The sequence below is a fragment of the Sphingopyxis sp. Soil_C_28 genome, from assembly GCF_057657055.1.
Genome location: NZ_JBDGJE010000001.1, coordinates 895,752 through 919,976, shown reverse-complemented (window position 1 = coordinate 919,976; position 24,225 = coordinate 895,752). Strand labels below are relative to the sequence as shown.

Annotated in this window: 20 protein-coding genes and 1 riboswitch; of the genes, 7 read left to right on the top strand and 13 right to left on the bottom strand. The window is 62.2% G+C overall.

Going from position 1 to position 24,225, the window contains the following annotated elements; translation table 11 throughout:
* The first annotated feature begins 6 nt into the window (after positions 1-6).
* Both kdpC and AC3A43_RS04245 read left to right on the top strand, forming a co-directional pair.
* Positions 7-594 (top strand): potassium-transporting ATPase subunit KdpC, encoded by a 588-nt coding sequence (gene kdpC / locus AC3A43_RS04250; RefSeq protein WP_487791284.1) that lies wholly within the window; start codon positions 7-9, stop codon positions 592-594.
* Positions 595-603: 9 nt separating this feature from the next.
* A complete protein-coding gene (locus tag AC3A43_RS04245) occupies positions 604-1,317 on the top strand; it encodes a response regulator (RefSeq protein ID WP_487791283.1) in 714 nt (237 codons plus the stop codon).
* A 10-nt stretch (positions 1,318-1,327) separates the two neighbouring features.
* Here the strand turns inward: AC3A43_RS04245 and AC3A43_RS04240 are convergent, their stop codons facing one another.
* Positions 1,328-1,498: a hypothetical protein gene (locus AC3A43_RS04240; protein ID WP_487791282.1), complete on the bottom strand. Its 171-nt coding sequence runs from the start codon at positions 1,496-1,498 to the stop codon at positions 1,328-1,330.
* A 227-nt stretch (positions 1,499-1,725) separates the two neighbouring features.
* Here AC3A43_RS04240 and galE point away from each other — a divergent pair, with 227 nt between their 5' ends.
* On the top strand, positions 1,726-2,742 hold the full coding sequence (galE, locus tag AC3A43_RS04235) for a UDP-glucose 4-epimerase GalE (protein WP_487791281.1): 1,017 nt from the start codon (positions 1,726-1,728) through the stop codon (positions 2,740-2,742).
* Here the strand turns inward: galE and AC3A43_RS04230 are convergent.
* From AC3A43_RS04230 to AC3A43_RS04210, 5 genes are all read right to left on the bottom strand, one after another.
* Positions 2,739-3,308, bottom strand: a complete 570-nt coding sequence (locus AC3A43_RS04230; protein ID WP_487791280.1) for a TMEM165/GDT1 family protein — start codon at positions 3,306-3,308, stop codon at positions 2,739-2,741. The genes galE and AC3A43_RS04230 overlap by 4 nt on opposite strands.
* A gap of 17 nt (positions 3,309-3,325) precedes the next feature.
* Positions 3,326-3,504: riboswitch (yybP-ykoY riboswitch) on the bottom strand.
* Positions 3,480-3,752: a hypothetical protein gene (locus AC3A43_RS04225; RefSeq protein ID WP_487791279.1), complete on the bottom strand. Its 273-nt coding sequence runs from the start codon at positions 3,750-3,752 to the stop codon at positions 3,480-3,482. (Overlaps the previous riboswitch by 25 nt.)
* Positions 3,752-7,981, bottom strand: a complete 4,230-nt coding sequence (locus AC3A43_RS04220; RefSeq protein WP_487791278.1) for a translocation/assembly module TamB domain-containing protein — start codon at positions 7,979-7,981, stop codon at positions 3,752-3,754. Before AC3A43_RS04220 ends, AC3A43_RS04225 begins: the two co-directional genes overlap by 1 nt.
* Entirely contained in the window at positions 7,981-10,275 is a 2,295-nt protein-coding gene (locus tag AC3A43_RS04215; protein ID WP_487791277.1) for an autotransporter assembly complex protein TamA, read from the bottom strand. Before AC3A43_RS04215 ends, AC3A43_RS04220 begins: the two co-directional genes overlap by 1 nt.
* Positions 10,276-10,505: 230 nt before the next feature.
* Positions 10,506-11,969 carry a protein adenylyltransferase SelO gene (locus AC3A43_RS04210; RefSeq protein WP_487791276.1) on the bottom strand — a complete coding sequence of 488 codons (1,464 nt, stop codon included), beginning with the start codon at positions 11,967-11,969 and terminating at the stop codon, positions 10,506-10,508.
* 230 nt (positions 11,970-12,199) lie between these two features.
* On the opposite strand from AC3A43_RS04210, the gene AC3A43_RS04205 reads away from it, so the two are divergent.
* On the top strand, positions 12,200-13,204 hold the full coding sequence (locus tag AC3A43_RS04205) for an NAD-dependent epimerase/dehydratase family protein (RefSeq protein ID WP_487791275.1): 1,005 nt from the start codon (positions 12,200-12,202) through the stop codon (positions 13,202-13,204).
* Here AC3A43_RS04205 and AC3A43_RS04200 read toward each other — a convergent pair.
* The 7 genes from AC3A43_RS04200 to AC3A43_RS04170 form a co-directional block, all read right to left on the bottom strand.
* Positions 13,201-14,289, bottom strand: a complete 1,089-nt coding sequence (locus AC3A43_RS04200; protein ID WP_487791274.1) for a hypothetical protein — start codon at positions 14,287-14,289, stop codon at positions 13,201-13,203. The genes AC3A43_RS04205 and AC3A43_RS04200 overlap by 4 nt on opposite strands.
* A gap of 108 nt (positions 14,290-14,397) precedes the next feature.
* Positions 14,398-15,573 carry an MBOAT family O-acyltransferase gene (locus AC3A43_RS04195; protein ID WP_487791273.1) on the bottom strand — a complete coding sequence of 392 codons (1,176 nt, stop codon included), beginning with the start codon at positions 15,571-15,573 and terminating at the stop codon, positions 14,398-14,400.
* Positions 15,574-15,582: 9 nt separating this feature from the next.
* A complete protein-coding gene (locus AC3A43_RS04190) occupies positions 15,583-16,161 on the bottom strand; it encodes a GNAT family N-acetyltransferase (protein WP_487791272.1) in 579 nt (192 codons plus the stop codon).
* Positions 16,158-16,400, bottom strand: coding sequence for an acyl carrier protein (locus tag AC3A43_RS04185; protein WP_487791271.1), 243 nt, complete (start codon positions 16,398-16,400; stop codon positions 16,158-16,160). The genes AC3A43_RS04190 and AC3A43_RS04185 overlap by 4 nt, the downstream gene beginning before the upstream one ends.
* Entirely contained in the window at positions 16,397-17,620 is a 1,224-nt protein-coding gene (locus AC3A43_RS04180) for a class-II aminoacyl-tRNA synthetase family protein (RefSeq protein WP_487791270.1), read from the bottom strand. Before AC3A43_RS04180 ends, AC3A43_RS04185 begins: the two co-directional genes overlap by 4 nt.
* A 63-nt stretch (positions 17,621-17,683) precedes the next feature.
* Positions 17,684-18,853, bottom strand: a complete 1,170-nt coding sequence (locus tag AC3A43_RS04175) for a nucleotide sugar dehydrogenase (RefSeq protein ID WP_487792020.1) — start codon at positions 18,851-18,853, stop codon at positions 17,684-17,686.
* Between the two features lie 154 nt (positions 18,854-19,007).
* Entirely contained in the window at positions 19,008-20,174 is a 1,167-nt protein-coding gene (locus AC3A43_RS04170) for a DegT/DnrJ/EryC1/StrS family aminotransferase (protein ID WP_487791269.1), read from the bottom strand.
* A 243-nt stretch (positions 20,175-20,417) separates the two neighbouring features.
* Between AC3A43_RS04170 and AC3A43_RS04165 the strand changes: the two genes are divergently transcribed.
* The 3 genes from AC3A43_RS04165 to AC3A43_RS04155 are packed head-to-tail and all read left to right on the top strand — an operon-like array spanning position 20,418 to position 24,225.
* Positions 20,418-21,734: a lipopolysaccharide biosynthesis protein gene (locus tag AC3A43_RS04165; RefSeq protein ID WP_487791268.1), complete on the top strand. Its 1,317-nt coding sequence runs from the start codon at positions 20,418-20,420 to the stop codon at positions 21,732-21,734.
* The gene (locus AC3A43_RS04160; RefSeq protein WP_487791267.1) at positions 21,731-23,074 is read left to right on the top strand and encodes an O-antigen ligase family protein; all 1,344 of its coding nucleotides are present in this window, start codon (positions 21,731-21,733) and stop codon (positions 23,072-23,074) included. Before AC3A43_RS04165 ends, AC3A43_RS04160 begins: the two co-directional genes overlap by 4 nt.
* A complete protein-coding gene (locus AC3A43_RS04155; RefSeq protein WP_487791266.1) occupies positions 23,071-24,225 on the top strand; it encodes an N-acetyl sugar amidotransferase in 1,155 nt (384 codons plus the stop codon). The genes AC3A43_RS04160 and AC3A43_RS04155 overlap by 4 nt, the downstream gene beginning before the upstream one ends.

The following is a 24,225-nucleotide window of genomic DNA, read 5'->3' as shown; positions in this document are numbered from 1 at the left end:
AAAGCCATGCTTTCCGACCTCAAAACCGCCATTCGCCCTGCACTGGTGCTGACCCTGCTCTTCGCTGCCCTGCTTGGCATCGCTTACCCGCTCGCGCTCACAGGCATCGGGCAGACGCTCTTCCCCGCTCAGGCGAATGGCAGCCTGATCCGCGACAAGGGCAAAGTCGTCGGTTCCGAACTCATCGGCCAGAAGTTTGCCAGCGCGGGCTATTTTCATGGCCGTCCCTCGGCCGCGGGTGCCGATGGTTATGACGCAGCCGCCTCTGCCGGATCGAACCTCGGCCCGGCCAGCCAGGCCCTCGCCGACCGCGTCCGTGCCGACGTTGCCCATATTTCCGAGACGACACCGGGCCCCATTGTCCCGCCTGACCTGGTGACGACCTCCGCCTCGGGGCTCGACCCCCATATCAGTCCCGAGGCGGCTTTTTCGCAAGTGACGCGCGTTGCAAAGGCGCGCGGTCTGCCAGCATCGCGGGTCGAGGCGCTGGTAGCGGCGGCGGTCGAAAAGCCCGCGCTCGGCTTTTTCGGTGAACCGCGCGTCAATGTGCTGCTGCTCAATCGCGCGCTCGACCGCGCGAAGCCGCAAAGCTAAGACAGCGTCATGCCGGGTCCAGCGAAAATCCTGATCGTCGAGGATGACGCCCATATCCGGCGCCTGCTGCGCGCAACGATGCAGCGCGCAGGGCATGACGTGGCAGAGGCGGCCGACGCGCGGCAAGCGTTGTCGCTGCTCGATATCGAAAAGCCCGATGTCGTTCTGCTCGACCTCGGCCTTCCCGATCGCGACGGGCTGGAACTCATCGGACCCTTTCGCCAGCGTTCGGCGGCCACGCTGATTGTCGTCTCGGCGCGCGATGACAGCACAGAGAAGGTCGCCGCGCTCGACCTCGGCGCCGACGATTATCTGACCAAGCCGTTCGACACCGAAGAACTGCTCGCGCGCATTCGCGCCGCGCTCCGGCATAAGCGCGCGGAGGCCGCCGACGAAGGCGCCTCGGTGTTGGAAATTGGCGACGTAAGGATCGACTTCGACCGCCGCCGCGTGACGCGCGGTGGTGGCGAGGTCCATTTAACGCCGAAGGAATATGCGCTGCTTACCGAGCTCGCACGGCGGCCCGATCGCGTCCTCAGCCACGTGCAATTGTTGCGCGCCATATGGGGGCCAGCGCACGAAGAACGCGTCGAATATCTGCGCATCGCGGTGCGCGGATTGCGCCAGAAGCTCGAGGTCGATCCGTCGAGGCCCCGCCTAATCGTCAACGAACTGGCAGTCGGTTATCGGCTGTCGTTGCGAGGCGCGACCGACCTGTCCTGAGTCTCTGCGCTTACCAGCGCCGGAAGCGCGGCAAGATCAGCCTGCCGGTGATCGCCGGGAGCGGCACCGCCGATGCATGCCAGAGCGTGATGCGGCAATCGCAGAGCAGCACGCGATAGGCTTGCCTCCCCCGCTGCGATGCGGCCATCCAGCGCGCGAGCGAAGGTTCGTCGATGCTCATTTCACGCGCATTCTGGCAGGGTGCGCGTCGGGCGCGAATGGCGGAAACAGGCACAAAGGATTCCCCTTGAGAGCGCGGATGATCGGCACTCCTGCTCACTTCACTGATATCTCCGCAAAAGTTGCACCAACGCCTCTGCTGTCGGCAGGACAATGATTTGGCAGGATGTCTTCTATAGAATAGGGCCATGTGAAACGGCGTTGTGCGCGAACGGAGACTGGCAAGGCATGAATATTCTGCTGACGGGCGGAGCGGGTTACATCGGCAGCCATGTCGCGGCGCCGCTGGTTTCGGCCGGGCACCGGGTGATCTGTTTCGACAATCTGTCGAACAGCGATGCCGCCGTGATGGATCGCCTCGAAGCCATTACCGGGACGGCCATCCCGCTGGTCGAAGGCGATATCCGCGACGGCGATGCGTTGCGCAAGGTTATGGCCGACCATGGCATCGAGGCCGTGATCCATTTCGCCGGGCTGAAGGCCGTCGGGGAATCGGTTGCAGAGCCGATCAAATATTATGACAATAATGTGCGCGGCACATTATCGCTGCTCGAAGCGATGCGCGATAGCGGCGCCAAGACGCTGGTCTTTTCGTCGAGCGCGACGGTTTACGGTCAGCCGCAATATCTGCCGCTCGACGAGAACCATCCGACCTCGGCGACCAATCCTTATGGCCGCACCAAGCTGATGATCGAAGAAATGCTCGCCGACGTCGCTGCCGCCGATCCCGCATGGCGCATCGCGATCTTGCGCTATTTCAATCCGGTCGGCGCGCATGACAGCGGGCTGATCGGCGAGAATCCGAATGGTACTCCCAATAACCTGATGCCGTTCATCAGCCGGGTCGCCGCCGGGCGGCTGCACGAACTGTCGGTGTTCGGCGGCGATTACGACACGCCCGACGGCACCGGCGTACGCGATTACATCCACGTCGTCGACCTTGCCGACGGACATGTCGCCGCGCTCGATGCGATTACAAAGACCGACCAGCCGCTCTCGACCTGGAACCTTGGCACCGGGACGGGTTATTCGGTGCTCGACATGGTGGAGGCGTTCCAGCGCGTGAACGGTGTAAACATCCCCTATCGTATCGCTCCGCGTCGCGACGGCGACGTCGCGAGCTGCTTCGCCAGCCCCGATCGCGCCGCGCGCGAACTGGGCTGGACGGCGGACCGCGACCTCGACGCGATGTGCGCGTCGAGCTGGCGCTTCGAACGGATGCTCGCGACGCGAAACGCCGACTAGCCGAACCAGCCGGCGGTCTGCACGAGCACCCACAGTCCGATGATCAGGAACAACCCCGCCGCAACCATGCGGACTTTTGCCAGGTCGACGCGCTTGAGCAGTTCGTGGCCCAGGAAAATCGCCGGGACGTTGGCGATCATCATGCCCAATGTCGTGCCCGCGGTGACCAACGGGACGTTGTGATATTGCGCGCCGAGGGCGATCGTCGCGACCTGCGTCTTGTCGCCCATTTCGACGAGGAAGAAGGCGACAAGCGTGGTCAGAAACGCCCCGAAGCGCGGTTTCGGCGCGTCGTCGTCGAGCTTGTCGGGGATCAGCGTCCAGGCCGCCATCGCAATGAACGACAAACCGATCGCATAGCGGAAGATCGGGCTGTCGAGAAACGCGGCGGCGGACGCGCCAAGCAGCGCCGCAAGCGCGTGGTTGGCGAGGGTCGCGAATAATATGCCGAGGATGATCGGCACCGGGCGGTTGAACCGCGTCGCGAGCAATATCGCGAGCAACTGCGTCTTGTCGCCGATTTCGGCGAGCGCGACGACGGCGGTCGAGGTGAACAGGGCTTCCATGGGATACTCCGGGGCCGAGCGGCTTGCGATTCCAATAGACATCAACCCCACCGCCCGGCCCGGACGAAGGTCGATGCCATTGGTCTCGCCCAAGCGGTTTCCCGCTTCCACCGCACCACGACCTCTCGGCCGAGTATGTTGACACGATGGCCCGTCGCAAACGACGGCTGGCTACTCCCCAGATGACGCGGGCGGGTTAGACGGCTTGACGGTGTCTGGCAAGGGTTCGGGGGCCATGCGCGGAATTTTCCCGCCCGGCTCGGTTTTCTGCTCCGACACGGTCCCCGCCGCCGCAGCCGCTTCGGATTCAGCGATGTCGGCATCCATGGCCTTGGCGCGTGCCTCTATCTCCTTGGTCGCCTTGGCATAGCGATCATCGAAACGAGGCTCGTCCTTGCAGGCGACGAGCAACAGCAGCGGGACGACCAGGACAGCAGCGCGCATCAATAATCCTTGCGGTAACGGATACTGAGGTTCGATTGCCCCGATCCGCCGGCCTGGCTCAGCAGCGACAGCGCCGGGGTCAGGCTGATCTCGAGCTGCGTCGCGGTATAGCCGCGCGCATCGGTGATCACCTCGATGTAGATGTCCTTGGTGATATATTGCCCGGCAGCGAGCGCCGCGCCGCGCCCGACGGTATCGTCGGGACCAAGAACCCGCAGGCGATCGATGCCTGTGGCCGATTGCAATGCCCCGAGCGGGCTCAATCCGCCGCCGCTACCGCTCAGCGTATTGAGCGACGACGCGAGCTGCACCGCCTGCAATGGCGACAAGGTCGTGATCGAATCGCCGAACAGGATGCGCGAGACAATTTCGTCCTGCGGCAGGCCGGGAACGCTCGAAAAGGCGATCTGCGGATTGCTCGCACGCCCGGTCACGCTGACGCTGACCGTCACAGTTTCGATCGTATCGCTGGCGAGGAGGCGGATCGCAGGGTCGAACGCGTCGCCAGTCGGGAAGGTCACCCTGCCCTCCTGCAGCTCGAACGAGCGGCCGGCAAAGCCGAGCGTTCCGCGGACCAGTTCGATTTCGCCCGTTACCCGCGGAGCCTCGGTCGTCCCGCGCAGGACGATGTCGGCCTTCCATTCGGATTCAAGCCCCATGCCCGTGACGTAGATTTCGTCCGGCGCCTTCAAGGCAATATCAAGGCGGATGAGGTCGAACAGGCTGCCCCCGACCGCGGCGAGCCCGTCGCCGCTGATGCGCTGGCGGCCCGCGGGCAGCTTGCGACGCACGCCGGTCAACACCGGAACCTGCGCCGCGCCTTCGCGGATGATGCGATAGCGGGTTTCGGGCAGGCGCAGGCTACCCGACAGCAAGGCGGTCTGCCCCGCGACCTTCTCCAGCGTCAGATTGCCCGTCGCGCGCGCCGCGATATTCTCGCTCTTGGCGAGGCGCGCATTGTCGAGCGTGGCAGAGATATTCATCGGATAGCCGTCGGCCGAGGCAAGGCTGATAAAGCCCTTGGCCTGGACGGTGCCGTCGCCGGCCTTCGCGGTGAGCTGCTCGATCTCCAGCCGGTTGCCGGTGAAACGGCCACTGACGGCCATGTTGGTCAGGCGCGTACCATAGGTCTGGTTTTCATAGACCATGTCCTTGCCGCGCACGACGCCCTGCAGGCACGGGTCGGCGACGCTGCAGCTGAAATCGGCGGCAACCGCGATCGGGCCGGACACATGCTGGTTCGCGGGGCCGAAGAACGAATAGAGCGTGTCGGCAGGTCCATTATAGCGGATGCCGCCGCCCAGCGGCGCCGCCATCAACCGTTCGGTCCAGGTTCCCGCGCCCGCGCCAAGTGGCCGGAGCGATGCCTGCATGCGGCCGATGACGCTGCCGCGCTTGCGCATCACCGCCCGCGCTTCGCCGCCATCGGCGAGCAGCTTGCCCGCAAAATTGACGTCGACCGGCTGGCTCACTGACGCCGCGGTGGTGCGCGTGAAGCCGCTGATCGTCAGCCGCGCATCGGCACGCGGGAAGCTGTCCGAATTGGCCTGCTCGAAATCGAGGCTGCCCGTTGCGCGGCCGCCGAGGCCCATATCGGGGTAGACGGCGTTGAGGATCGCCATGTTGACGCGCTCCAGCCGGCTCTGGATCATGATCCCATCGCCGAACCGCCCCGCGACCCTCGCGCTGCTGCCGCGTCCGAGGTTGACCGTCGTCGGCAGCAATTCATAGCCATCGGCGCCCGGAATGATCCGCGCAGGTGTGGTGGTGCGGAAATTGATCCCCGTTGCGCGGCCCTGCACCGATGCGCGCCAGAGTTTGGGCTGGAGATCGGCGTTCGCGGCGATACGGAAAGGCACCCCGCTGGTGCCCTCGACAAGCGCCTGCGCCTTTCCGGCGCCGTCGCGATGGTCGATCTTCATGCGCCCGACGGCGATGTCATAATCGCGGATTTGCGTATCCGCGATCTGGATGTCGGCGACGACATGCGGCGTGTCATAAAGGGTGACATCGGCGTCGACAATAGCCGATCCGACCGCAAGCTGCGCTGGTCCGGGGAGCACGACATTGTTCGCACGAACATTGATCGCCGCCGCCTGATATGGACCGGCAGCACTCAGCCGGACGAGACCGCCGAGGCCCTGTCCCGACGCATTGAGCTGACCGACGAAGGGCCCCGCATCGCTCTTCACCAGCCGGCCGTTGAAACCGATGCCCGACAGGTCGCCGCGTTCGACATCGATCGTCAGCGGACCTGTTGCGGTGAGCAGTATGACATCGGCCGAGAGCGGGCCATAATCGGTGTCGCCGGTCGCGGCGAGGCGATAACCGTTCGGCGCACCGTTGATCTTCGCCACCAGATTGGCAAGGCCGATGCCGAGGCCGGGCCGTTCGGCGGTCACCACCGCGCGCGGGTCACTGATCGTCCCCGCAAGCTGGACGCCGACGGGACCATAGTCGCTCGAATTGGCGCGAGCGGTAAGGCGAATCTCGCCGTTCGGCGCATAGCTCCCCAGCCCGCCGGTGACCCGCAAGCGCGGCGCCGACAGACGAAGGCCCGAGAAGCGGATGATACCGTCGGTGCCGTAGCGCACATCGCTCGACGCCGTCGCATTGCCGCCAAGGAAATCGCGCACGCCCGAATTGAAGAGCTTGGTCGATCGTGCGCGAACGCGGCCGACGATCTCGAAGCCGCCGCGCGGTGCGGTCTTCAGATCGGCATCGGTATCGACATCGAAAATACCGACGCTCTCAACGCGATAATCGTTGATCCGCCCGTCGATCGCACCGGTATAGAAACCCTTGTTGAGATCGGCGATGACGATCGCCTTCGCGTCGATGCGCGGCGAACGCAGCCGCAGATTGTCGCTGAGGATACGGCCGTTGCTATACGCCAGATCGCCGTCGAGCCGGACCGAAACAAGCGTGCCGCCCGCAACCGTATCGAGCCCGCGAATGCGCGCCGCGCGGCCCGCGACGGGGATGATGATCTGGTCGGCATCGACCCGCGCCTTGCCCGCAAGACTGAGCCCCTCGACGATGATGTCATTGAACGCGAGGCTGTTGGCGTTGGCCTGATATTCAACCGTCGGCAACGCGAAAGCGCCATCGAGCTTTGCCGTCGCGCGGAGGCCATCGGCACGAACCGCCGGGGCGATTGCGCCCGGCCGCAATATATTGACCGCGAGTTGTAGCCCTTCATAGCGGCTGGCACCCAGATCGACGCCGCCGCTGATGCCAAGCCGCGCTGCATCCGACGACAATCGCCCGTCGATCACGGCCTTGCGATCCTGCAGCCGCGCCGTCAGATCGATCGCCGTTTCGGTGCCCAGCATCTCGGTCATCGGCCCGGCCAGCAGCCGCGAAGCCCGCGCCGTTCCCTTGGCGGTGAAGGTGCCGTCGCGTCCGGTGAGCGCGACGTTCGCCAGCGGCGATGCACCGAGGTTCGCAGTCAGATTGCCGTTCCACGCCTTCCAGTCGCCGCGCCCGTCGAGCTTCGCGGTCAGCGGTTCCTTGAACCCGCCCATCGCTGCAATCACCCCGCCTTGCGGCGCATTGACGTCGAGCGTTACGGCAAGACGATTTGCCTCGGGCACGGCATCGAGCAACAGCTTCAGCGTATCGCCTTTGGCATTGGCACCGATCGTCTCGGCATTGGCAGTGACTTGCGCGCGGCGGTCGGCAATCGCGATCTTGCCCGCGATGCGCGCTTCCTGCCGTTCCCCCGCGACGGGCGCCTCAAAGATGAAGCGGTCGATACGCAGCGCACCGACGTCGATGTCGAGATCCGGCAACAAAGGCTCGCCGGTGTCGGGGAGCACCTTGAACTCGGGCAGTTTCCGCATCGTCATCGTCGCCGCAGTCGCGGATCGAACGTCGACATGGTTCGCAAGATAGCGGATCGGCCTCCAATCGACCTTGACCTCGGGCGATGCGAGGAACACGCCCTTTGGATCGGACAGCGTGAAATCGCGGATGACCATCCGGCCGTAGAGCGAACCATCGAGCCGGCCGATGCCGATCTTCATCCCGTTTTCGAATTCATATTTCTCGATCTGGGTCACGACGAACCGCCGCCCCGCATCGCTGTTGAGCCCGATGACGAACAGCGCGAACAACAGTACAAGCCCGAGCAAGGACAGGCCGATCCAGCGCAAGATGGTCAGCGGCCATGATCGCTTTTTTACCGAAGCGGTTTCTTCCGTAGCAAAGGCGGCATCGTCGGCCATCAGAACGCCTGACCGATCGAAACATAGACGCTGACGCGCGCCTCGCCGGGCTTGCGTCCGATCGGGGTCGCGATGTCGAAGCGCATCGGACCGAAGTTCGTATAATAACGCGCGCCGATACCCGCACCGAAGCGCAAATTCTGGAAGGTCGGCGCCGACGAACGATAAACCTGCCCGGCGTCGACAAAACCGACGACGCCGAAATTCCCGAAGCGATAGCGCGTTTCGAAGGCCGCCTCGGCAACGCTGCGGCCGCCGATCGGGTCGTTGTTCGGATCCTTCGGCCCAAGTTCCTGATAACCGAAGCCGCGCACCGAACCACCGCCGCCGGCATAGAAGCGCCGCGACGGCGCCAGTCGTTCGCGCGCCGCGCCAAGGATCGATCCGACGCGGACGCGGCCCGCGACGACGATGCTGTCGGTCACCGGATAATAGCCGCTGATGTCGGTCCGCAGGCGCCCATAGGGCGAGAAGCTTCCGGCCAGCGAACCTTCGGGCTGGATCAGCGTGGTGATGCGAAAACCCTTGGTCGGATCGAGCAGGCTGTCGGTGCGATCCATGCCGACCTGTCCGGTCAGGCCGAGGATGGTATAGAAATCATAAGACCGCGCAGCCTTTGTGAAATCATAATCATCCTCGCGCGTCGCGATCAGTTCGACACCATAGGCATAAGTGAACTTCTTTTGCCAGATCGGCGTCGAATCATAGCTTACGCGTGCCGCCACCCGGCCGGTCATCGCATTGAACGCGTCATAGTCGCTGCGCGTGACTTCCGTCGTCAGCTCGAAAGTCCGGTCGCGGCGCCCGGCGTTCGAGCGGCGAAGCGTCGCGCCGATTCCCTGTTCCTGCGTTCCCAGGACCCCGCGGAAGGTCAACGCGCCTTCGGGCGGCAGCAGATTGCGGTGCGTCCAGCTGCCCTCGATCCGGATGCCCTGGCCCGTTCCATAGCCGGCGCTCGCCGCCAGCGTCCGCGGCGGGCCGGCCTGTTGGGTGACAAGCATAGTCACATATTCGGTGCCGTCGCCGGCGCTTTCGCCCGTCGCTTGCGGCTCGGCCGCGACGGTCGAGAAAAGCCCGGTGGCAACAAGCGCCTGCCGCAGATCGTCGACCATACGGCTGTCATAGAGATCGCCGCGCTTGAATCGCGTCAGCACCTCGACATGCTCGGCGTCGAATGCCAGGTCGCCGGTGGTCTCGATCCCGCCGAACCGCGAGCGTTTGCCGATATCGACCGGCAACGTGTAAACGCCGTCGCCGGTCGCGCCGTCGAGCAGGATGTCGCGCTGGCCGACCTTGGCGAAAGGATAGCCCTCTTGGGGGAGCTTAAGCGCAATCGCAGCCTCGGCGCCCTGAATGCGCTGCGCAACGATCGGTTCGCCTATCGCGAGCGGGAAATTATCAGCGATCAGCGTCGGCGGCACAGTGGGATCCGCGTTGATGATGATGTCGGCCAGTGTGTAGCGTTTCCCCGGCTTCACATCGATGATCGCGGTAATCGGCAGCCGCTGGCGCGTTTCGCCCGGGGTGCGCTCGCCGCGATCGATGCGCGTATCGACCACCGCGTCATAATAGCCCTCGGACGCGAGGACGCGCTGCATCAACTCGCCATCGGCGGTAAGGCGCGCGCGGATCATCGCCGCATTGTCGGCCTTGCCATCCCCATCGTAAAGCGCGGACAAATCGCCGAACAGGTCGGCGAGGTCGACGTCGGTGCTGTCGTCGGCGGCGTCGAGGCCGTTGACCTTTACCGTATAAGCGATTTCGACATTATCCTTGTCGTCCTCGGCCTCGGCGAATTGTACTGGTTCGACGTCGAAGCTTTCGAGCGGCGGCAGCGGCGCGGCAAGTTCGACATCGCTGATCGGCGCGTCGCCGATCGCCTCGACGGCATCGCCATCGGCCAGCGCCGGAACCGGGATACCATCAACCGAAGGCGGCTGCGTCTCAACTATGGTCTCCGCTGCGGGAATCGCCGACCCGTCCGCGGTCGTTGCAGCGGGCTTAGCGGCTTCCGCGGCCTGACGCCTTTCGAAATCGGCGATCGATTCAAGCGGGCGGTCGAGTTCGGCGTCATCATCGGCGCTGATCGCCGGGATCGCTTTCTCGAACTCCTCGTCGCTTATGATGGGCTCGACCTCGGGCAATTGGACGTCAGGCGGCGGCGGCGATGGCGCGGCGATGGATCCGCCCGTGGCGGGCGCAAGCGTCGGAACCACCTTGGGTGGCTCGACCTGTTGTTGTGCCTGCGCGGCGCCAGCCCATGCCAGACACAGGAAGGACGTCGCGCCAGTCAACAGCGGCCGAATCCGCGAGAATCGGCGCCTTGAAGATTCGCAGGAAATTTCAGATCTTTTCATCTGCTGGCCACCGGTGCGCACTTGTGGCTTGCGAGATATGGCTGTGCAACCCGTTTCTCCCCATTTCATAGGCTAACTCTCCGACAATGGGACAGTTCCCCGCGATGCGGCGAGCCGAAAAATCGGATTCACCGGGTTTGCTCGCCCGAAAAATGCGGTCCGATGCGTCAGGTTCCGCAGAAGGTTTTGTAAGGACCAAAATCGGCAGACGCCGGCATGGTATAGCGCTCCTGCCCCGGACGCGCATCGTAAGGCTGACGCACGACGTCGAGCAGTTCGAGCCACGGTGCCATATCGCCAGCTTCGGCGGCCATGAGGGCGGCTTCGAGCAAATGATTGCGCGGGATATACAGCGGGTTGACCGCGTCCATCGCCGCAGCGTGCTCCAGCGGCCCTTTCGCTTCGTGCGCGATCCTCTCCCACCATTCCGCGATCCAGGGCGCCATCGCGTCAGGCGACGGCAACAGCGCTTCGAGCATCGCCCCGTCCCCGCGCAGCAGCATCGCGAGCGCACGAAAAAAGGAGGTGAAATCGACGTCATGCTGCTCGAGCTGGTCGAAGAGACTGTCGATGAGCGCGCCATCGTCGGCGTCACTGCCGCCCAGCCCCAGCTTTGACCGGACCCGGGCATGCCACCGCGCGCGAAAGCGGCCGGGTATAGCGTCCACCAGCGCTTTCGCCGCATCGACGTCGGTCGGCGACACCCTGTGTATCGCCGGCAGCAGTGCTTCGGCGAACCGCGCCATGTTCCAGTGCAAAATCTGCGGCTGCCGCCCATAGGCATAGCGGCCATTGGCGTCGATCGAGCTGAAGACAGTGTTGACCGCAAAGCGATCCATGAAGGCGCAGGGACCATAATCGATCGTCTCGCCGCTGATCGCGACATTGTCGGTATTCATCACGCCATGGATAAAACCGACGCCGAGCCAGTGGGCAACCAGTTGGCACTGCAGTTCGATCACCCGGTCGAGCAGCGCCAGATGGGGATTGTCGGCGCCAGCCAGATCGGGAAAGTGGCGTGCCACGGCGTAATCCGACAGTTGCGCCACATGCTCGGCGCCGAAATGGGCGGCAAAAAACTGGAACGTTCCGACCCGGATATGGCTGCTCGCGATCCGGGTCAGCACCGCCCCGGGATGCGCGCGCTCGCGCTGCACCCGATCGCCCGTTGCCACCGCGGCAAGCGCCCGCGTCGTTGGGACGCCCATTGCGGCCATCGCCTCCGACACCAGAAATTCACGCAAAACCGGGCCTATCGCCGCCTTGCCATCGCCGTTGCGCGAAAAGGCGGTGGGGCCAGATCCCTTTAACTGGACATCGAAGCGCGCGCGGTCTGGAGCAACGATTTCTCCCATCAACAGCGCGCGCCCATCGCCGAGGTGCGGGGAAAAATGGCCAAATTGATGCCCCGCATAAGCAAAGGCGAGCGGGCTCGCCCCATCGGGCATCGCCTGCCCCGAAAACAGCCGCGCAAGTTGGTCATCGCTCGCCCCGGCCGCGTCCAGCCCCAAACGCTCCGCAAGTGCGTGATTGAAGATCAGGAGCCGCGGTGCCGACGGCTTCGCCGCTTCGGCAGGCGCGTAAAAGCCTTCCATCGAATCATGAAAACTGTTGTCGAACGCAAAATCCATTCCGCGGCTCCCGGCGTCACCCTGTGTCGATCCTGTTCGCCGCAATGACAAGTTTCGCGGGGCCGGTCAAAATCTGGATACCCCTTATTTTCGGCGCGAAAAGCAGCTTTGAGCCGGCGCGCTGCATTTCGCCGCCTTAAAGTTAACCCGGCGTTTGCGAGATATGTAAGATAGCATCGCGCGAGCGCGCCGCCGAGCGGGCTGGCTTTAATATGAGAGGCGATCTGGACATGGCCGTTCTGGTAACGGGAATTGCGGGTTTTATCGGCATGCACGCCGCAGCCCGCCTTCTCGCGCGCGGCGAAACCGTGATCGGCCTCGACGATTTCAATGACTATTATTCGGTGGCGCTGAAGGAAGCGCGCGTCGCGGAGCTGGAAAAGCTCGCGCCGGGGCGGCTGTCCGTCCACCGCGTCGATATCGGCGATGATCACGCGATTTCGAGCGCGCTGGCCGGGCAGGATTTCGACCGCATCGTTCACCTCGCGGCGCAGGCGGGCGTTCGTTATTCGCTCGACAATCCCGGCGCCTATGTCCGCTCGAACCTTGGTGGTCATGCCAATATCCTTGAACTCGCGCGCCACCGCGGCATCCGCCATCTGGTCTATGCCTCGTCGTCATCGGTCTATGGCGCCAACAAGGCGATGCCCTTCCGCGTCGAGGACCGGGTCGATCATCCCGTCTCGCTATACGCCGCGACAAAGCGCGCCGGCGAATTGATGAGCGAAACCTACGCCCACCTGTTCCGCATCCCCCAGACCGGCCTGCGCTTTTTCACCGTCTACGGCCCCTGGGGCCGCCCCGACATGGCATTGTGGAAATTCACCGCCAACATCCTGTCGGGCCAGCCGATCGACGTTTACAACCACGGCGACATGAAACGCGATTTCACCTATGTCGACGATATCGTCGACGGCGTGATCCGCAGTCTCGACAATCCGCCATCGGACGATCATTCCGAAAAGCCGGGCGGTTATACGACGCCGCACCGCGTCTATAATATCGGTAACAATCGCCCCGAGCCATTGATGGACCTGATCGGCGAAGTCGAGAAGGCGTGCGGCCGCAAGGCCGAGCTCAACCTGTTGCCCATGCAGGACGGTGACGTCTACGAAACTTACGCCGACATCGCCCCGATAACGCGCGACCTCGGCTATGCGCCATCCACGTCGATTGGCGTCGGGGTACCGCGGTTTGTCGATTGGTACAGGCGGTATAGTGACGCGGGCAATTAGCGCCCCCGATCGACCCTGACGCATTTTTCCGCGCCGCTTCCCGCGTCGCCTTCAAGAACGTCCGCCAGCGCCTCCGACAATGCCTTCCGGCCACGCGCGTTCAGATGCCCCTCGTCATGGAAATAGCCGATCGCATTAACAGCCGAGCAATCGATAAAACGCACTTTCGAGCGATACGGCGCGAGCGACGCGTGGAACGCCGGATCGGCGACGCGTGACGCGCGCTCCAGGATCGGCGACTGCGGCAGGATGACGATCATCGTCTCATCGCTCAGGTGCGACAATGTCCCCAGCGCCGCATGCAGACTCTTCTGTTCGTTCGGACCACCATAGCGGGTCGGATCATAATATTCGCGATTGCGCGCCGCCAGTTCGGCCCATTGCGTCGTCAGAACATCCGGCTTCCCGGCATAGAGATAGGTCTGCGACCGATCGAGCTCGCCCGGGAAATAGGCGAAGCGCGACAGGGGCAGCGGCTCGCCCGCTGCAACGCGCCATTTCCAAACGCGCTCGCGAACGATCCGGTTGATTTGCTTCCCCTGCGGCTTCAGCGGAAGGACAAGCCCAACCAGAACTCTCGGACCTTCTCGCGTGAGAAATGGCGAATAGGACAATGCCGCCAGTTCGTCCCAGTCGAGCAGAGCCAGATAATCGTCGGTCGCGATCTGGGGCGCGCCGTTCGAAAACATATTCCAGCTGTTCATCGCCAATATCGCACAACGCGGACGAACATGGTGCGCCGCGAGTATTCGCGCCTGCAGTTCAAACACCATATTATTGCCGCCTGTCGTCGCCGCATTGACGAACGCCCGCTGTGGAAAATGTTCCGACAGAATGGACGGATCCAGCGCTTCGCGTGCGGCCGAATTTCCGAGGATGACGCACGCCTCGCGATCGTGCGTGCGGAGCGTCACGATCGATCGGCCGAAATGCGATCCGGGCGTCCAACTGAAGTCATGCCGGTAGCTGTCGCGAAGTTCCGGCCAAAATATCATGCGCAACACTTGCGAAAATGCCGCACCGATCAGCAGCAGGGCGATCAACATCGCCGCGGCCTTGAGTGCCTGACGCAATCCGGCGATCACGTCAAAATCCCCCATATACGAAAGCGGAAGTGTCCGATTGGGTCATGACGACCACGGCGGTGAGCATCGCGAGACAAGCCAGCGAGCGGGCCAGAATGATGAGCCTTTTCATCGATCACTCCCCACCATTTGCGCCATCGCGGTCAGATGCAGCATCACGATGACTGTGAAGGTGACATAGACCGGGCCAACCCAGCGCGCGGCGATGACGGCACGCGGATGGCGCAGGCAAAAAGGCCGCCAGAATCGATCCTGCACAACCTTTTCGATCGACAGCAGGATGCCGAACAAAATGCCCCAGGCAAGAAAGGCCAGGGTGAACCGATGCCAGAAGCCGGCGAATGTGAACGCGCAGACCAGCCCCGCCGTGGCCGTCACAACCGGAAACGCCCCGCCGGTCCGGCGCATCAGCGCCAGTTGAATCGGGAAATAGAGATTACGCTTCAACCAGTCGCCGAGCGAAATATGCCAGCGCGTCCAGAAATCGGTGAGACTGGTCGCCAGAAAGGGCCGGCGGAAATTGCGTGGCGTCGGCACCCCGATCAACGTGCCGATGCCGAGCGCGACGGCCGAATAGCCCGCGAAGTCCAGAAAGATATACAGAAAGGTCACCGCGCTGCCCGTCAACGTGCCGGTCGGCCAGTCGCCGTTCGCTCCGACCACCCAAAGGCGCAGCAATTCGCCAAGTACGAACTTCATGAATAGCCCGATGACCACGGTTTCGACCCCACGCGCAAACATCGCCATGGAGGGCGCCTCCGGCGCATCGCCATCCGCAAAGGCGGCATGAGGCGCATAGGCGTTGATCGGGCCCGCCGGCATCATGAAAAATGGCGCGAGAAAGCCCGACAAGGCCAGCGGGTCGATCAGGCGCGCCCCGCCACGAACGGCATTCAGCATATCCCATGCACGCAGCACGACATAGGAATAGGCGATCATTTCCAGCCCCCGCGCCGCGATGAGCCACGGCCCGTCCAGATTTCCGCCGATAGCCAGTTCGAACAGGGATTTATGGATCGCCAGCAACGCGAGCAGTCCTGCCAGCGTCGCGGCGAATGCCAGGTCACCGGCACGCTCCGGCAAGCGGGCAATCGCCGCAGCCGCAAGCCAGAGCAGGATCGACAAAAGCAGGATCGCAACCGCAATCCGGGGGCCGAGAACTGCGGCCAACACCGCGAGGTTCAGCACGCCGAACCAGGTCCCCGTCCGCATCAGCGGCAAGCGGATGGCAACGAAAACCGCCGCCGCCGCGAGCCAGAAATAGAGATTTAGCTGGATCAGCACTCGGCGCGCCTAGCGTTGCAGGACAAAGGCTTGAAACGCCAAATCCGCATCGTCGGCGCGAACGAAGCCGCAGCGCAGATAAAAACGTATGGCGCGTTCATTGTCACGGTGAACATGCAGGCTGATCGGCATCAGGGGAGGCAGGCCTGCGCCGATCGATGACAGGAGCGTTTCCGCCAGTCCCGTTCCTCTCTGCGCGGCAGTGACGGCGATCCGTGCCAGATAAAAGGCATCGGGAGCGACCGGCGGCACATCCGCTGCCTGTGCTGCTGCGGCCGCCAGAATGGCTTCGCTCTCGTCAATCTCGGCTTGCAGTAGATGGAACAGGCTGGCCTGCTGCCGCGCCCGCATCTCGCCGGCCGGGTAGGCGACGATCAAACCGGCGACATGCCCGTCGATCAGCCTCACCTGCCCTGCCCCAAGTTCGGTGGACGGATCGCATGCCTCGTCGGCGAGAACCATGTGAAGCCTGTCGTCCGGAATAGGCAACCGGTGATAATAAGGTTTCAGCGCTTCATGTGAGAGCTCGGCGACGGCCAACCTTGCGTCCGGTCCGACGGTCGCCGCCCCGACCAGTCCGCCGGTCATTGCAATTTCTGCGCAATCATCGCCGCAAGATCGCCAAGATTGTCGAACGACGAAATTTCGGCGGTCCGAAACTTGATCCCGAAACCCTTCTCGACGGCCAGAATGAACCGGATGTGCGCCAGGCTATCCCATCCGGGAACGTCGGAAGCGGTCGTCTCGGCCGTTACCGGCAATGCCTCATCCTTGAACTGCGTCCGCAGCACCGCGGTCAGTTGGTCCCAGATCGCCGTGTCGTTCATGCTTTTTCCTGCTCACTGAAACCGCCGCGATGGGCGTGCGAAGAGAGAATGTCGCGCACCGCTGCGGGCCATTGGTCGCGCTCGAGCCCATGCTGTGCGACAAAGGCCAGCGCAAGCCGTTCATAACCGACCCCGAAACATCCGGTGCACGCATGGTCGCCGTGATGATCGCGGATATCGAGCGTGCGGCCGAAGAAGTTGCGATGGCTGTTCTGCGACGCGATGGCGATCGAGTGGTCGGCATAGGGAAGCGGCGCGCGCACTTCATATTTCAGCTCGAACGCCGCCTGATAGGCCGCCTGATCGCGATAGGTCCCGACGAAAAACGGATCGTTCGCGGTCATTATCGCATAGCTCAGATCAAGGTCCGCGAGCACATCTTCGAACGCTTCGCGTGCGCGATTGATGCCGGCCTCGACGAAATCCTCGTCGCCAACAAAAATCAGCTCGCGCATCGTGAAGTTCCAGACGCGCTCGAGCGCGTTCATGTTGCGCGATTCATACCGGAAACAATGGCCGAAAGCCGTCGCGACGAATCCTTGTTCGTCGATGCGCACGCCTTCAAGCATGTGATAGAGATGATGGCATATCGTCGGCGACAGCATCGCCTTGGGCGCCGCCATCACCGCGGGATCGACCTTGACGATCGGGCCGCAACAATGCGCTTCGCGGGCGAAGCGGTCGATGTCCTCCACATTCTCGTTCAAATGGCTGACGAAAGCCAGACTATGCGGAAAGTTTTTGAAATACTGAACCTTTTCAAGGTACGCCGAAGAGATCAGTGCGGGGAAACGATAATGCGCGGCGCCCTGTTCCTTCGCAATTGCGGTCAAACGCGCCTCGACATAGTCCATCACGCCCGTCAGCAATGGTCCAATCGCGAAAAATCCCTCCCCCTCTTGTACGACTTCGCGGCTTGCAAGGAGTTCGGGCATCGGGTCGTCGGCAAAGCGCATTGCGCCCCGCCGTTCGGACAGCGTCCGGATATCGGGAATGAACGCATCGTCGCACATCGACGTCACAAGTGCCTGCGCCTTGGCTTCGAGCGCGTTGCACTCGTCGGACGAAAGGGCTTCGGCGGCCACCGCGTCGATCGCAGTGCCGGCTGCATTGAGTAGCGCGCTGCTCAGCCGATGGTCCAGATAGGCGAGTTTCGACTGCACATCGCCGTGTAGCGGAGGGGGCACCGCTTCGGCCAACGCGATATGAACATTCTGCACCAGAATTAACCCCTCCATCCGCGCGCAACGACCTTCGCCCTGACAATCGACAAGACGCCTTGATCAGGAATCGACGCCAAACAGATCCCGGCTGTAAACCTTGTCGGCAACATCGGACAATTCGGCCGTGACGCGGTTGGCGATGATGACGTCGGCCTCGCTCTTAAAGGCTTCCAAATCGTGGACGATGCGCGAATTGAACAGCGCCGGTTCTTCGATGAGCGGTTCGTAGACGATGACCTCTACACCCTTCGCCTTGAGGCGTTTCATCACGCCGAGAATGCTGCTTGCGCGAAAATTGTCCGACCCCGCCTTCATTGCAAGACGGTGGATGCCGACCACACGGGGGCTGCGCTTCAACACCTCGGATGCGACGAAATCCTTGCGGGTCGTGTTGGACGATACGATCGCCTGGATCAGATTTTGCGGCACATCCTTGTAGTTCGCCAGCATTTGCTTGGTGTCCTTGGGAAGGCAATAGCCACCATAACCAAAGGACGGATTGTTATAGAACATCCCGATCCGCGGATCGAGGCAGACACCCTCGATAATCTGCCGGGAATCGGCGCCATGCGCCGCGGCGTAGGTATCGAGTTCGTTGAAAAAGGCGACCCGCATCGCGAGGTAGGTATTGGCGAAGAGCTTGATCGCTTCGGCTTCGGTGTTGCCGGTCTGCAGGATCGATGCGTCGGGCTTGAGCGATGCGTCGAGAAGCAGCCGGGCGAAGTCCATCGCGCGCGGGTGCGTGTTGCCGACAATGATACGCGACGGATGAAGATTGTCGAACAACGCGCGGCCTTCGCGCAGGAATTCGGGCGAAAAGACCACCGCGTCGGTGCCGCGCTCGGCGCGAATGCGGTCGGTGAAGCCCACCGGCACCGTCGATTTGACAATGATCAGCGCGTTCGGCGCCATCGCCAGCGCGTCACCGATGACCGTTTCCACGGTGCTCGTATTGAAATAGTTGGTTTCGGGATCATAGTCTGTCGGAGTGGCCACAAGGACGAAGTCGGCATCGCGATAGGCGACCTCGCGGTCGACCGTCGCGACGAGGTCGAGGTCGCGGTTTGCCAGATAGTCTTCGATCTCGGCGTCGCCTATTGGCGATATCCGAGCGTTGATCTGCTCGACCTTCCGCTCATTGACGTCCAACGCGACCACATGATTGCGCTGCGCGAGCAGGACGGCGTTGGAAATTCCGACATAGCCGGTTCCCACGACCGCGATCTTCACGGGCTTGTTGAGTTCGCTGCTATTCTGCCCATTGGGGATCGACAATGCTTTTCCTAGCTTTGCTGGACTTCGCCTCCCCCCTAGCAAGCCTCGGGGGACGGCTCAACTCGATCGGCCGGGTTTACACCGCCGCTCAATTTTCGGGATAGAGGGACTACCGCCTCGCCCGGGTCAGAACCGCCGCGACGGTTGCGCAGACATGATCGATTTCTTCGCCGGTCAGGGTCGGATGCACGAGGAACATCAGACTGGTTTCACCCAGTTGGCGTGCGGTTGGCAGGCGCTCTTCGGGGCGCCATCCCGTGCCGTCGAAGGCCTTTTCGAGATATATCTCCGAGCAGGTACCGTGCAGAAGCGGCGCACCCGTGGCATTGACTTCGGCAACGATGCGATCGCGGTCCCAGCCGTCCGCCAGCGCATCCGGGTTCACATAGGCATACAGCCTGTAAAAGGCATGGGTGATGCGTTCCGGATCGGGCAGCGGGCATCGAACGATGTCGGCGAAAGGGGCCAGCGCCGCCGCGATCCGCATCGCGTTCGCTGTTCGCTTCACGGTCCAGTCCGGCATATAGCCGAGCTGGATTGCGCCGATCGCCGCCTGCATTTCCAGCATGCGCCAGTTCGTGCCGAAACCTTCGTGAACCCAACGAAAACCGGGCGCATGCGTGCGGTTATAAACCGCATCCCAGCTCTTGCCATGATCCTTGTACGACCACATGGCGCTCCACAGATCGGGGTCGTCGGTCGTTACCATCCCCCCCTCGCCGCCGGTGGTCATGATCTTGTCCTGACAAAAGGACCAGGCGCCGACATCACCGAAACCGCCGACCATCTTGCCGTCGATCCGTGCGCCATGCGCCTGCGCACAGTCCTCGATAACGTGAATCCCGCGCGACCGCGCAAGCGCCATGATCTCAGGCATGTCGCACGGCCAGCCACCGATATGCACCGGAATGATCGCCTTTGTGCGCGGGGTCAGCACGGCCTCGATCGTCTCCGCGCTCAGATTGCCGCTGTCGGGATCGACGTCGGCGAACACCGGCGTCGCGCCCGCATTTACGACGGTGGAGACCGATGCCATGAAACTGCGCGGGGTCACGATAACCTCGTCGCCCTGCTTCACACCCAGGCAATGCAAAGGCAGGTCGAGGGCGACGGTCCCGTTCGTCAACGCTATGGCGTGCGCGCTTTCGGCCCACTCGGCAAAGTCGCGTTCGAACTCGCGGCAGCGTTGTCCGGTCCAGTAATTGACTTTGTTCGATGCCAGTGTTTCTGCCACAGCATCGACTTCTTCGGGCGTGAAAGAGGGCCAGGGACTCATGAAATATCTTCCGGGGGAAAGTGAAGGCCCGGCCCTTCGCACGGACGGCAGGGGCTGTCAAACCGCCCCTCACCCGCCTCCAAAGCTTTAGAAATTATCGGAGAACGCTCGTGCGACGGTGTCCGAAAGCGCCCCCATCCCACCCCAAGTGAGTTTACTTTTCGCGTCTGGAACCTAAAGGACGCCGGGCATGCCACGCTTCCTTCCCTGTTTTTTTTGCGGCTGCACGCATGGTGACGGCATATGATCGCCCGATTGCTAGGTACGATGCGCCGGATCGCCACCGACAGGTTCGCCGTCGGCTCCGCGATCATGGCCGGCGCCATAATTTTCGGCAACGCCCTCAGCTTTTTAGCGCTGCCCTTTCTGGCCAGGCTCTATACGCCGGAAGCGTTCGGTATTTTCGGGTTCGTAATATCGTGGATCACCATCCTGGGCGTGTTGATGACGCTCCGGTTCGAATCGATTATTCCGATCACCAACTCGACCTCGGCCGCCGCGGCTCTCGCGCGGCGATCGATTAACAGGAGCGTCTTCTTTGCGCTGCTGCTGGTCCTGGCGCTCGCCATAGCGACCAGCGTCGGCGCCATTCGCGGAAGCATCGGCCCAATCGAATTACTGACGGGTATCGGCGGCGCTTTCGCCGCAAGCTATTTCGCGATCGGCCGATCGCTCCACCAGCGCCTCGACAGATATAGCGTGATCGCGTCGTCGACGATCGTTCGCTCGGTGGTTTTTGCGGGCGGGGCCATACTTCTTGCCCTGCTTCCGCACCGCCTCGGATTGTCAGGCGGCGCCGCGCTGCTGCTCGCCAGCATGTTGTCGTTCCTCGTGCCGGCCGCCATCTATCACCTCACGGTCGATGGTCTGTTCCGTACGTCGCTGCGCCCAGGCCGCGCGCTGACCGACAGCGAGTCCAATTTTTCGGATGCTGCGCTCAGCAAGGTGTCGCTCACCTTCGTCCTGTCGCAGATCAGTTTCCAGTTTCCGCTGTGGATCGCGATGCTGCTTTTCGGGTCGGCCGCCACGGGATGGGTGACCATGAGCTATCGGCTCGCGATGTTCCCCTCTGACATATTGTGCGGCTCGGTCGCCTTGGTACTGGCGCGGCGGATTGCTGACAGCATTTCGCACCACCCCGACCGGTTGGCCGCGGACCGCAGGCTTCTTGCGTTGTTCCTCGTTGCGAATTTCTTCCTGTTCGGCTTTCTGGGATTGCTGATCTGGATCGGAGCGGGGCCGCTTCTGGGACCTGAATGGGCCGAAGCAGCGCCGGTCATGGGCATGCTCGCCGCGCTCGGCCTGTCGTTCACGATCCAGCCGTCGGTGATCCAGGTGTTCAGCCTGCTAAAACGCGAACGAGAGATTCTTGCCATCACGATTGCGCATGTCGCTTTGATGTTGCTAGGCGCAGTGGCGCTATGGCTCTTCGACGCAGATCTCCTGTCGGCCGCCATAGGGCTGACGCTACTGGAGATATTGTTGTCGGTGGCTTTGACCTATTTTGCCCTGATGATGACGAAAGCCGTTTCGGATCAGACTGGAACCTCCGACCGATGAGTAATCTTTCGCCGACATATTCGTCCAATGCGGCCGCGCAGAGTGTCCGATCGAGCCAGCCCGGGCTATTCGAGCTTCTTGGATTCCTGCTGGCCGCTTTCGCGGCGATCGCGCTGTCGCCATCGACCGTCGACTATCTCTTCCTGTCGTTTACAACGATCAAGGCGCCGGTCGGCACCTACGGTTTTGGCGTTTTCCTCGCGCTGACCGCAGCGGCCGTCCTCAGCGGCCGGATAAATCGCAACGGGATGATAGCTCTGCTCTGGCTCCTTGCCGTCAGCTTCGGACTGGCACTGACGAGCATCTGGTCCGAATCCACCGTTTATCTTCAGTATAAACTGCCGCTTGTGCTCGGCATGCCGTCGATCTTGTTCGCGGCGGGCTTTTTTCTCGCCGCCAGCGGACGCACGCGCCTGTTCGCCAACTGCATTTGCGTACTGAGCTTCGTGATTCTGCTGGGGATCTGGATATTCGGCATCGATGTCATCGTCGGATTCCAGACGGGTCTCGATGAGGAATTCGGCGGACGTTATCAGTCCATCTCCCGCGTTTTGGCGATCGGTGCGATCGTCTTTGCGAGCATGGCGGTTACGCATCCCAACTACTACACGAGGATCGCGCTATTTCTCGTCAGCGTCCTTCTGGTTTTCCAGGTTCTTTATACGGGCGGACGCGTCGGCCTTCTCGTCATCTCTCTTGCCGCCCCTCTTCTCTATTTCAGTACGTTTCGGCCCAAGATGCGCCTGTTCCTTATCGTCCTTTTTGCAGCATTCGCTTTTTTCGTGCTGACCAAGGTCGACCTTCTATCGCTGGTCAGCGCCGTCTGGCCAGGCGACGTGCCCCTGACCGTTCAGCGCGTGCTTATCGACTATTCAAACCAGCAAGCCGATCAGTTTCAGCTGCTGGATCGCGAAAATCTCTGGCGACTGGCAATCGAGCTATGGTCGGAAAATCCCGTCTTTGGCGTCGGATTGGCAAGCTTTCCGGTCGACGCCGGTATCGGCGACATGCGAGGCGTTTACCCTCATAACATTTTTCTGGAACTAGCCGCAGAAACAGGAATCTTTGGCCTTATCCTGTTCCTGTCCTTTGTGTTGACCGTCATTATGAGGCGCGCGAAGGGCATCGTTGCCCCGATGGACCGAATGATTGCCACAGGCGTCCTGGCCAGCGGCGTCGCAATTTCCTCGGTGGTGTCCGACTTCGGATTGCAGCGCGAGTTATTCCTCGGCCTCGGCCTTTATTACGGGCTGAAATTCCCCGATGCACTGGCTTCGGCGCGGGCCAGGAAAAAGCCCGCAGGGCCCTTACAGATTTCCCGATCGAACGAGATTTTATGACCAAAGCCTATCAGATTTGTACGCGAACCGTCATGGACACGTCCGATCCCGCGATCAGTTTCGACGCGGAGGGTGTATCCAATCATTTCCATGAAGCGCGCGCGCGGCTGGAAAAGGAATATTTCCCGGGTGACGACGGCCTGATCCGGATCGAGGCGATCGCCGAGCAGATCCGGGCCGAAGGGGCCGGAAAACCTTATGATTGCATCATGGGCGTCAGCGGCGGAGCCGACAGCAGCTATGTCGCGATCCGCGCGCATGAGCTGGGCCTGCGCCCCCTCGCCGTGCATCTCGACAATGGCTGGAACACCGACACTGCGGTCTCCAACATCGAGCTGCTTCTGCGCGAACTCGACATCGATTTATATACTCATGTGATGGACTGGGAAGAGTTCAAAGATATCCAGCGCTCGCTGTTCCGTGCGTCGGTGCCCAATATCGAGGTCGCGACCGATCATGCGATTACCGCGCTGCTATATCATATGGCCGCAAAGCACGGTGTCCGCTATCTGCTCAGCGGCTCGAACGTCGAAACGGAATCGATCCTGCCGCGCAGCTGGGGGCATGACAATCGCGACTGGCGCTCGATCAAAGCGATCAAGCGGCGCTTTGGCAATCCGGCGATCGGGATGAAAAGCTATCCGCATCTGACACCGGCAAAGTTCCTCGAATATATCCTGCTCCGCAAAATCCGCTTCGTACCGGTGCTGAACTATGGCGGTTACAGCAAGGCCAAAGCGGTGAAGGTGATGCAACAACGTTTCGGCTACAACGCCTATGCCCGCAAACATGGCGAAAGCCGGTTTACCCGCTTTTTCCAGGAATATTATCTGCCCACCAAATTCGGGTTCGACAAACGTCGCGCCCATCTTTCGAGTATGATCGCTTCGGACACGCTGAGCCGCGAAGCCGCGCTCGCCGAACTCGACCACGACATGTACGACCCGGTCGAAAAGATGATCGATATCGAATATTGCTCGCGCAAGCTGGGTTTCAGTGAGGCCGACTGGGAAGACATCATGCGTGCCCAGCCGGCGCATGCGACCGACTATCCAAACAACGGCTGGCTGTATGACCACACCTCGAACCGGGTGACCGCCATCATACGAAAATTCGCCAAGGGCGAGTTGTTCGGCCGCAAGGCCAAATAG

Bases quoted from the DNA above. Each gene is read 5' to 3' on its own strand.
- AC3A43_RS04225 (WP_487791279.1), bottom strand. From the start codon at position 3,752: ATGCGCGCTGCTGTCCTGGTCGTCCCGCTGCTGTTGCTCGTCGCCTGC.
- AC3A43_RS04165 (WP_487791268.1), top strand. From the start codon at position 20,418: ATGATCGCCCGATTGCTAGGTACGATGCGCCGGATCGCCACCGACAGG.
- AC3A43_RS04220 (WP_487791278.1), bottom strand. From the start codon at position 7,981: ATGGCCGACGATGCCGCCTTTGCTACGGAAGAAACCGCTTCGGTAAAA.
- AC3A43_RS04155 (WP_487791266.1), top strand. From the start codon at position 23,071: ATGACCAAAGCCTATCAGATTTGTACGCGAACCGTCATGGACACGTCC.
- galE (WP_487791281.1), top strand. From the start codon at position 1,726: ATGAATATTCTGCTGACGGGCGGAGCGGGTTACATCGGCAGCCATGTC.
- AC3A43_RS04185 (WP_487791271.1), bottom strand. From the start codon at position 16,400: ATGAACGACACGGCGATCTGGGACCAACTGACCGCGGTGCTGCGGACG.
- kdpC (WP_487791284.1), top strand. From the start codon at position 7: ATGCTTTCCGACCTCAAAACCGCCATTCGCCCTGCACTGGTGCTGACC.
- AC3A43_RS04190 (WP_487791272.1), bottom strand. From the start codon at position 16,161: ATGACCGGCGGACTGGTCGGGGCGGCGACCGTCGGACCGGACGCAAGG.
- AC3A43_RS04205 (WP_487791275.1), top strand. From the start codon at position 12,200: ATGGCCGTTCTGGTAACGGGAATTGCGGGTTTTATCGGCATGCACGCC.
- AC3A43_RS04210 (WP_487791276.1), bottom strand. From the start codon at position 11,969: ATGGATTTTGCGTTCGACAACAGTTTTCATGATTCGATGGAAGGCTTT.
- AC3A43_RS04170 (WP_487791269.1), bottom strand. From the start codon at position 20,174: ATGAGTCCCTGGCCCTCTTTCACGCCCGAAGAAGTCGATGCTGTGGCA.
- AC3A43_RS04240 (WP_487791282.1), bottom strand. From the start codon at position 1,498: ATGAGCATCGACGAACCTTCGCTCGCGCGCTGGATGGCCGCATCGCAG.
- AC3A43_RS04230 (WP_487791280.1), bottom strand. From the start codon at position 3,308: ATGGAAGCCCTGTTCACCTCGACCGCCGTCGTCGCGCTCGCCGAAATC.
- AC3A43_RS04245 (WP_487791283.1), top strand. From the start codon at position 604: ATGCCGGGTCCAGCGAAAATCCTGATCGTCGAGGATGACGCCCATATC.
- AC3A43_RS04160 (WP_487791267.1), top strand. From the start codon at position 21,731: ATGAGTAATCTTTCGCCGACATATTCGTCCAATGCGGCCGCGCAGAGT.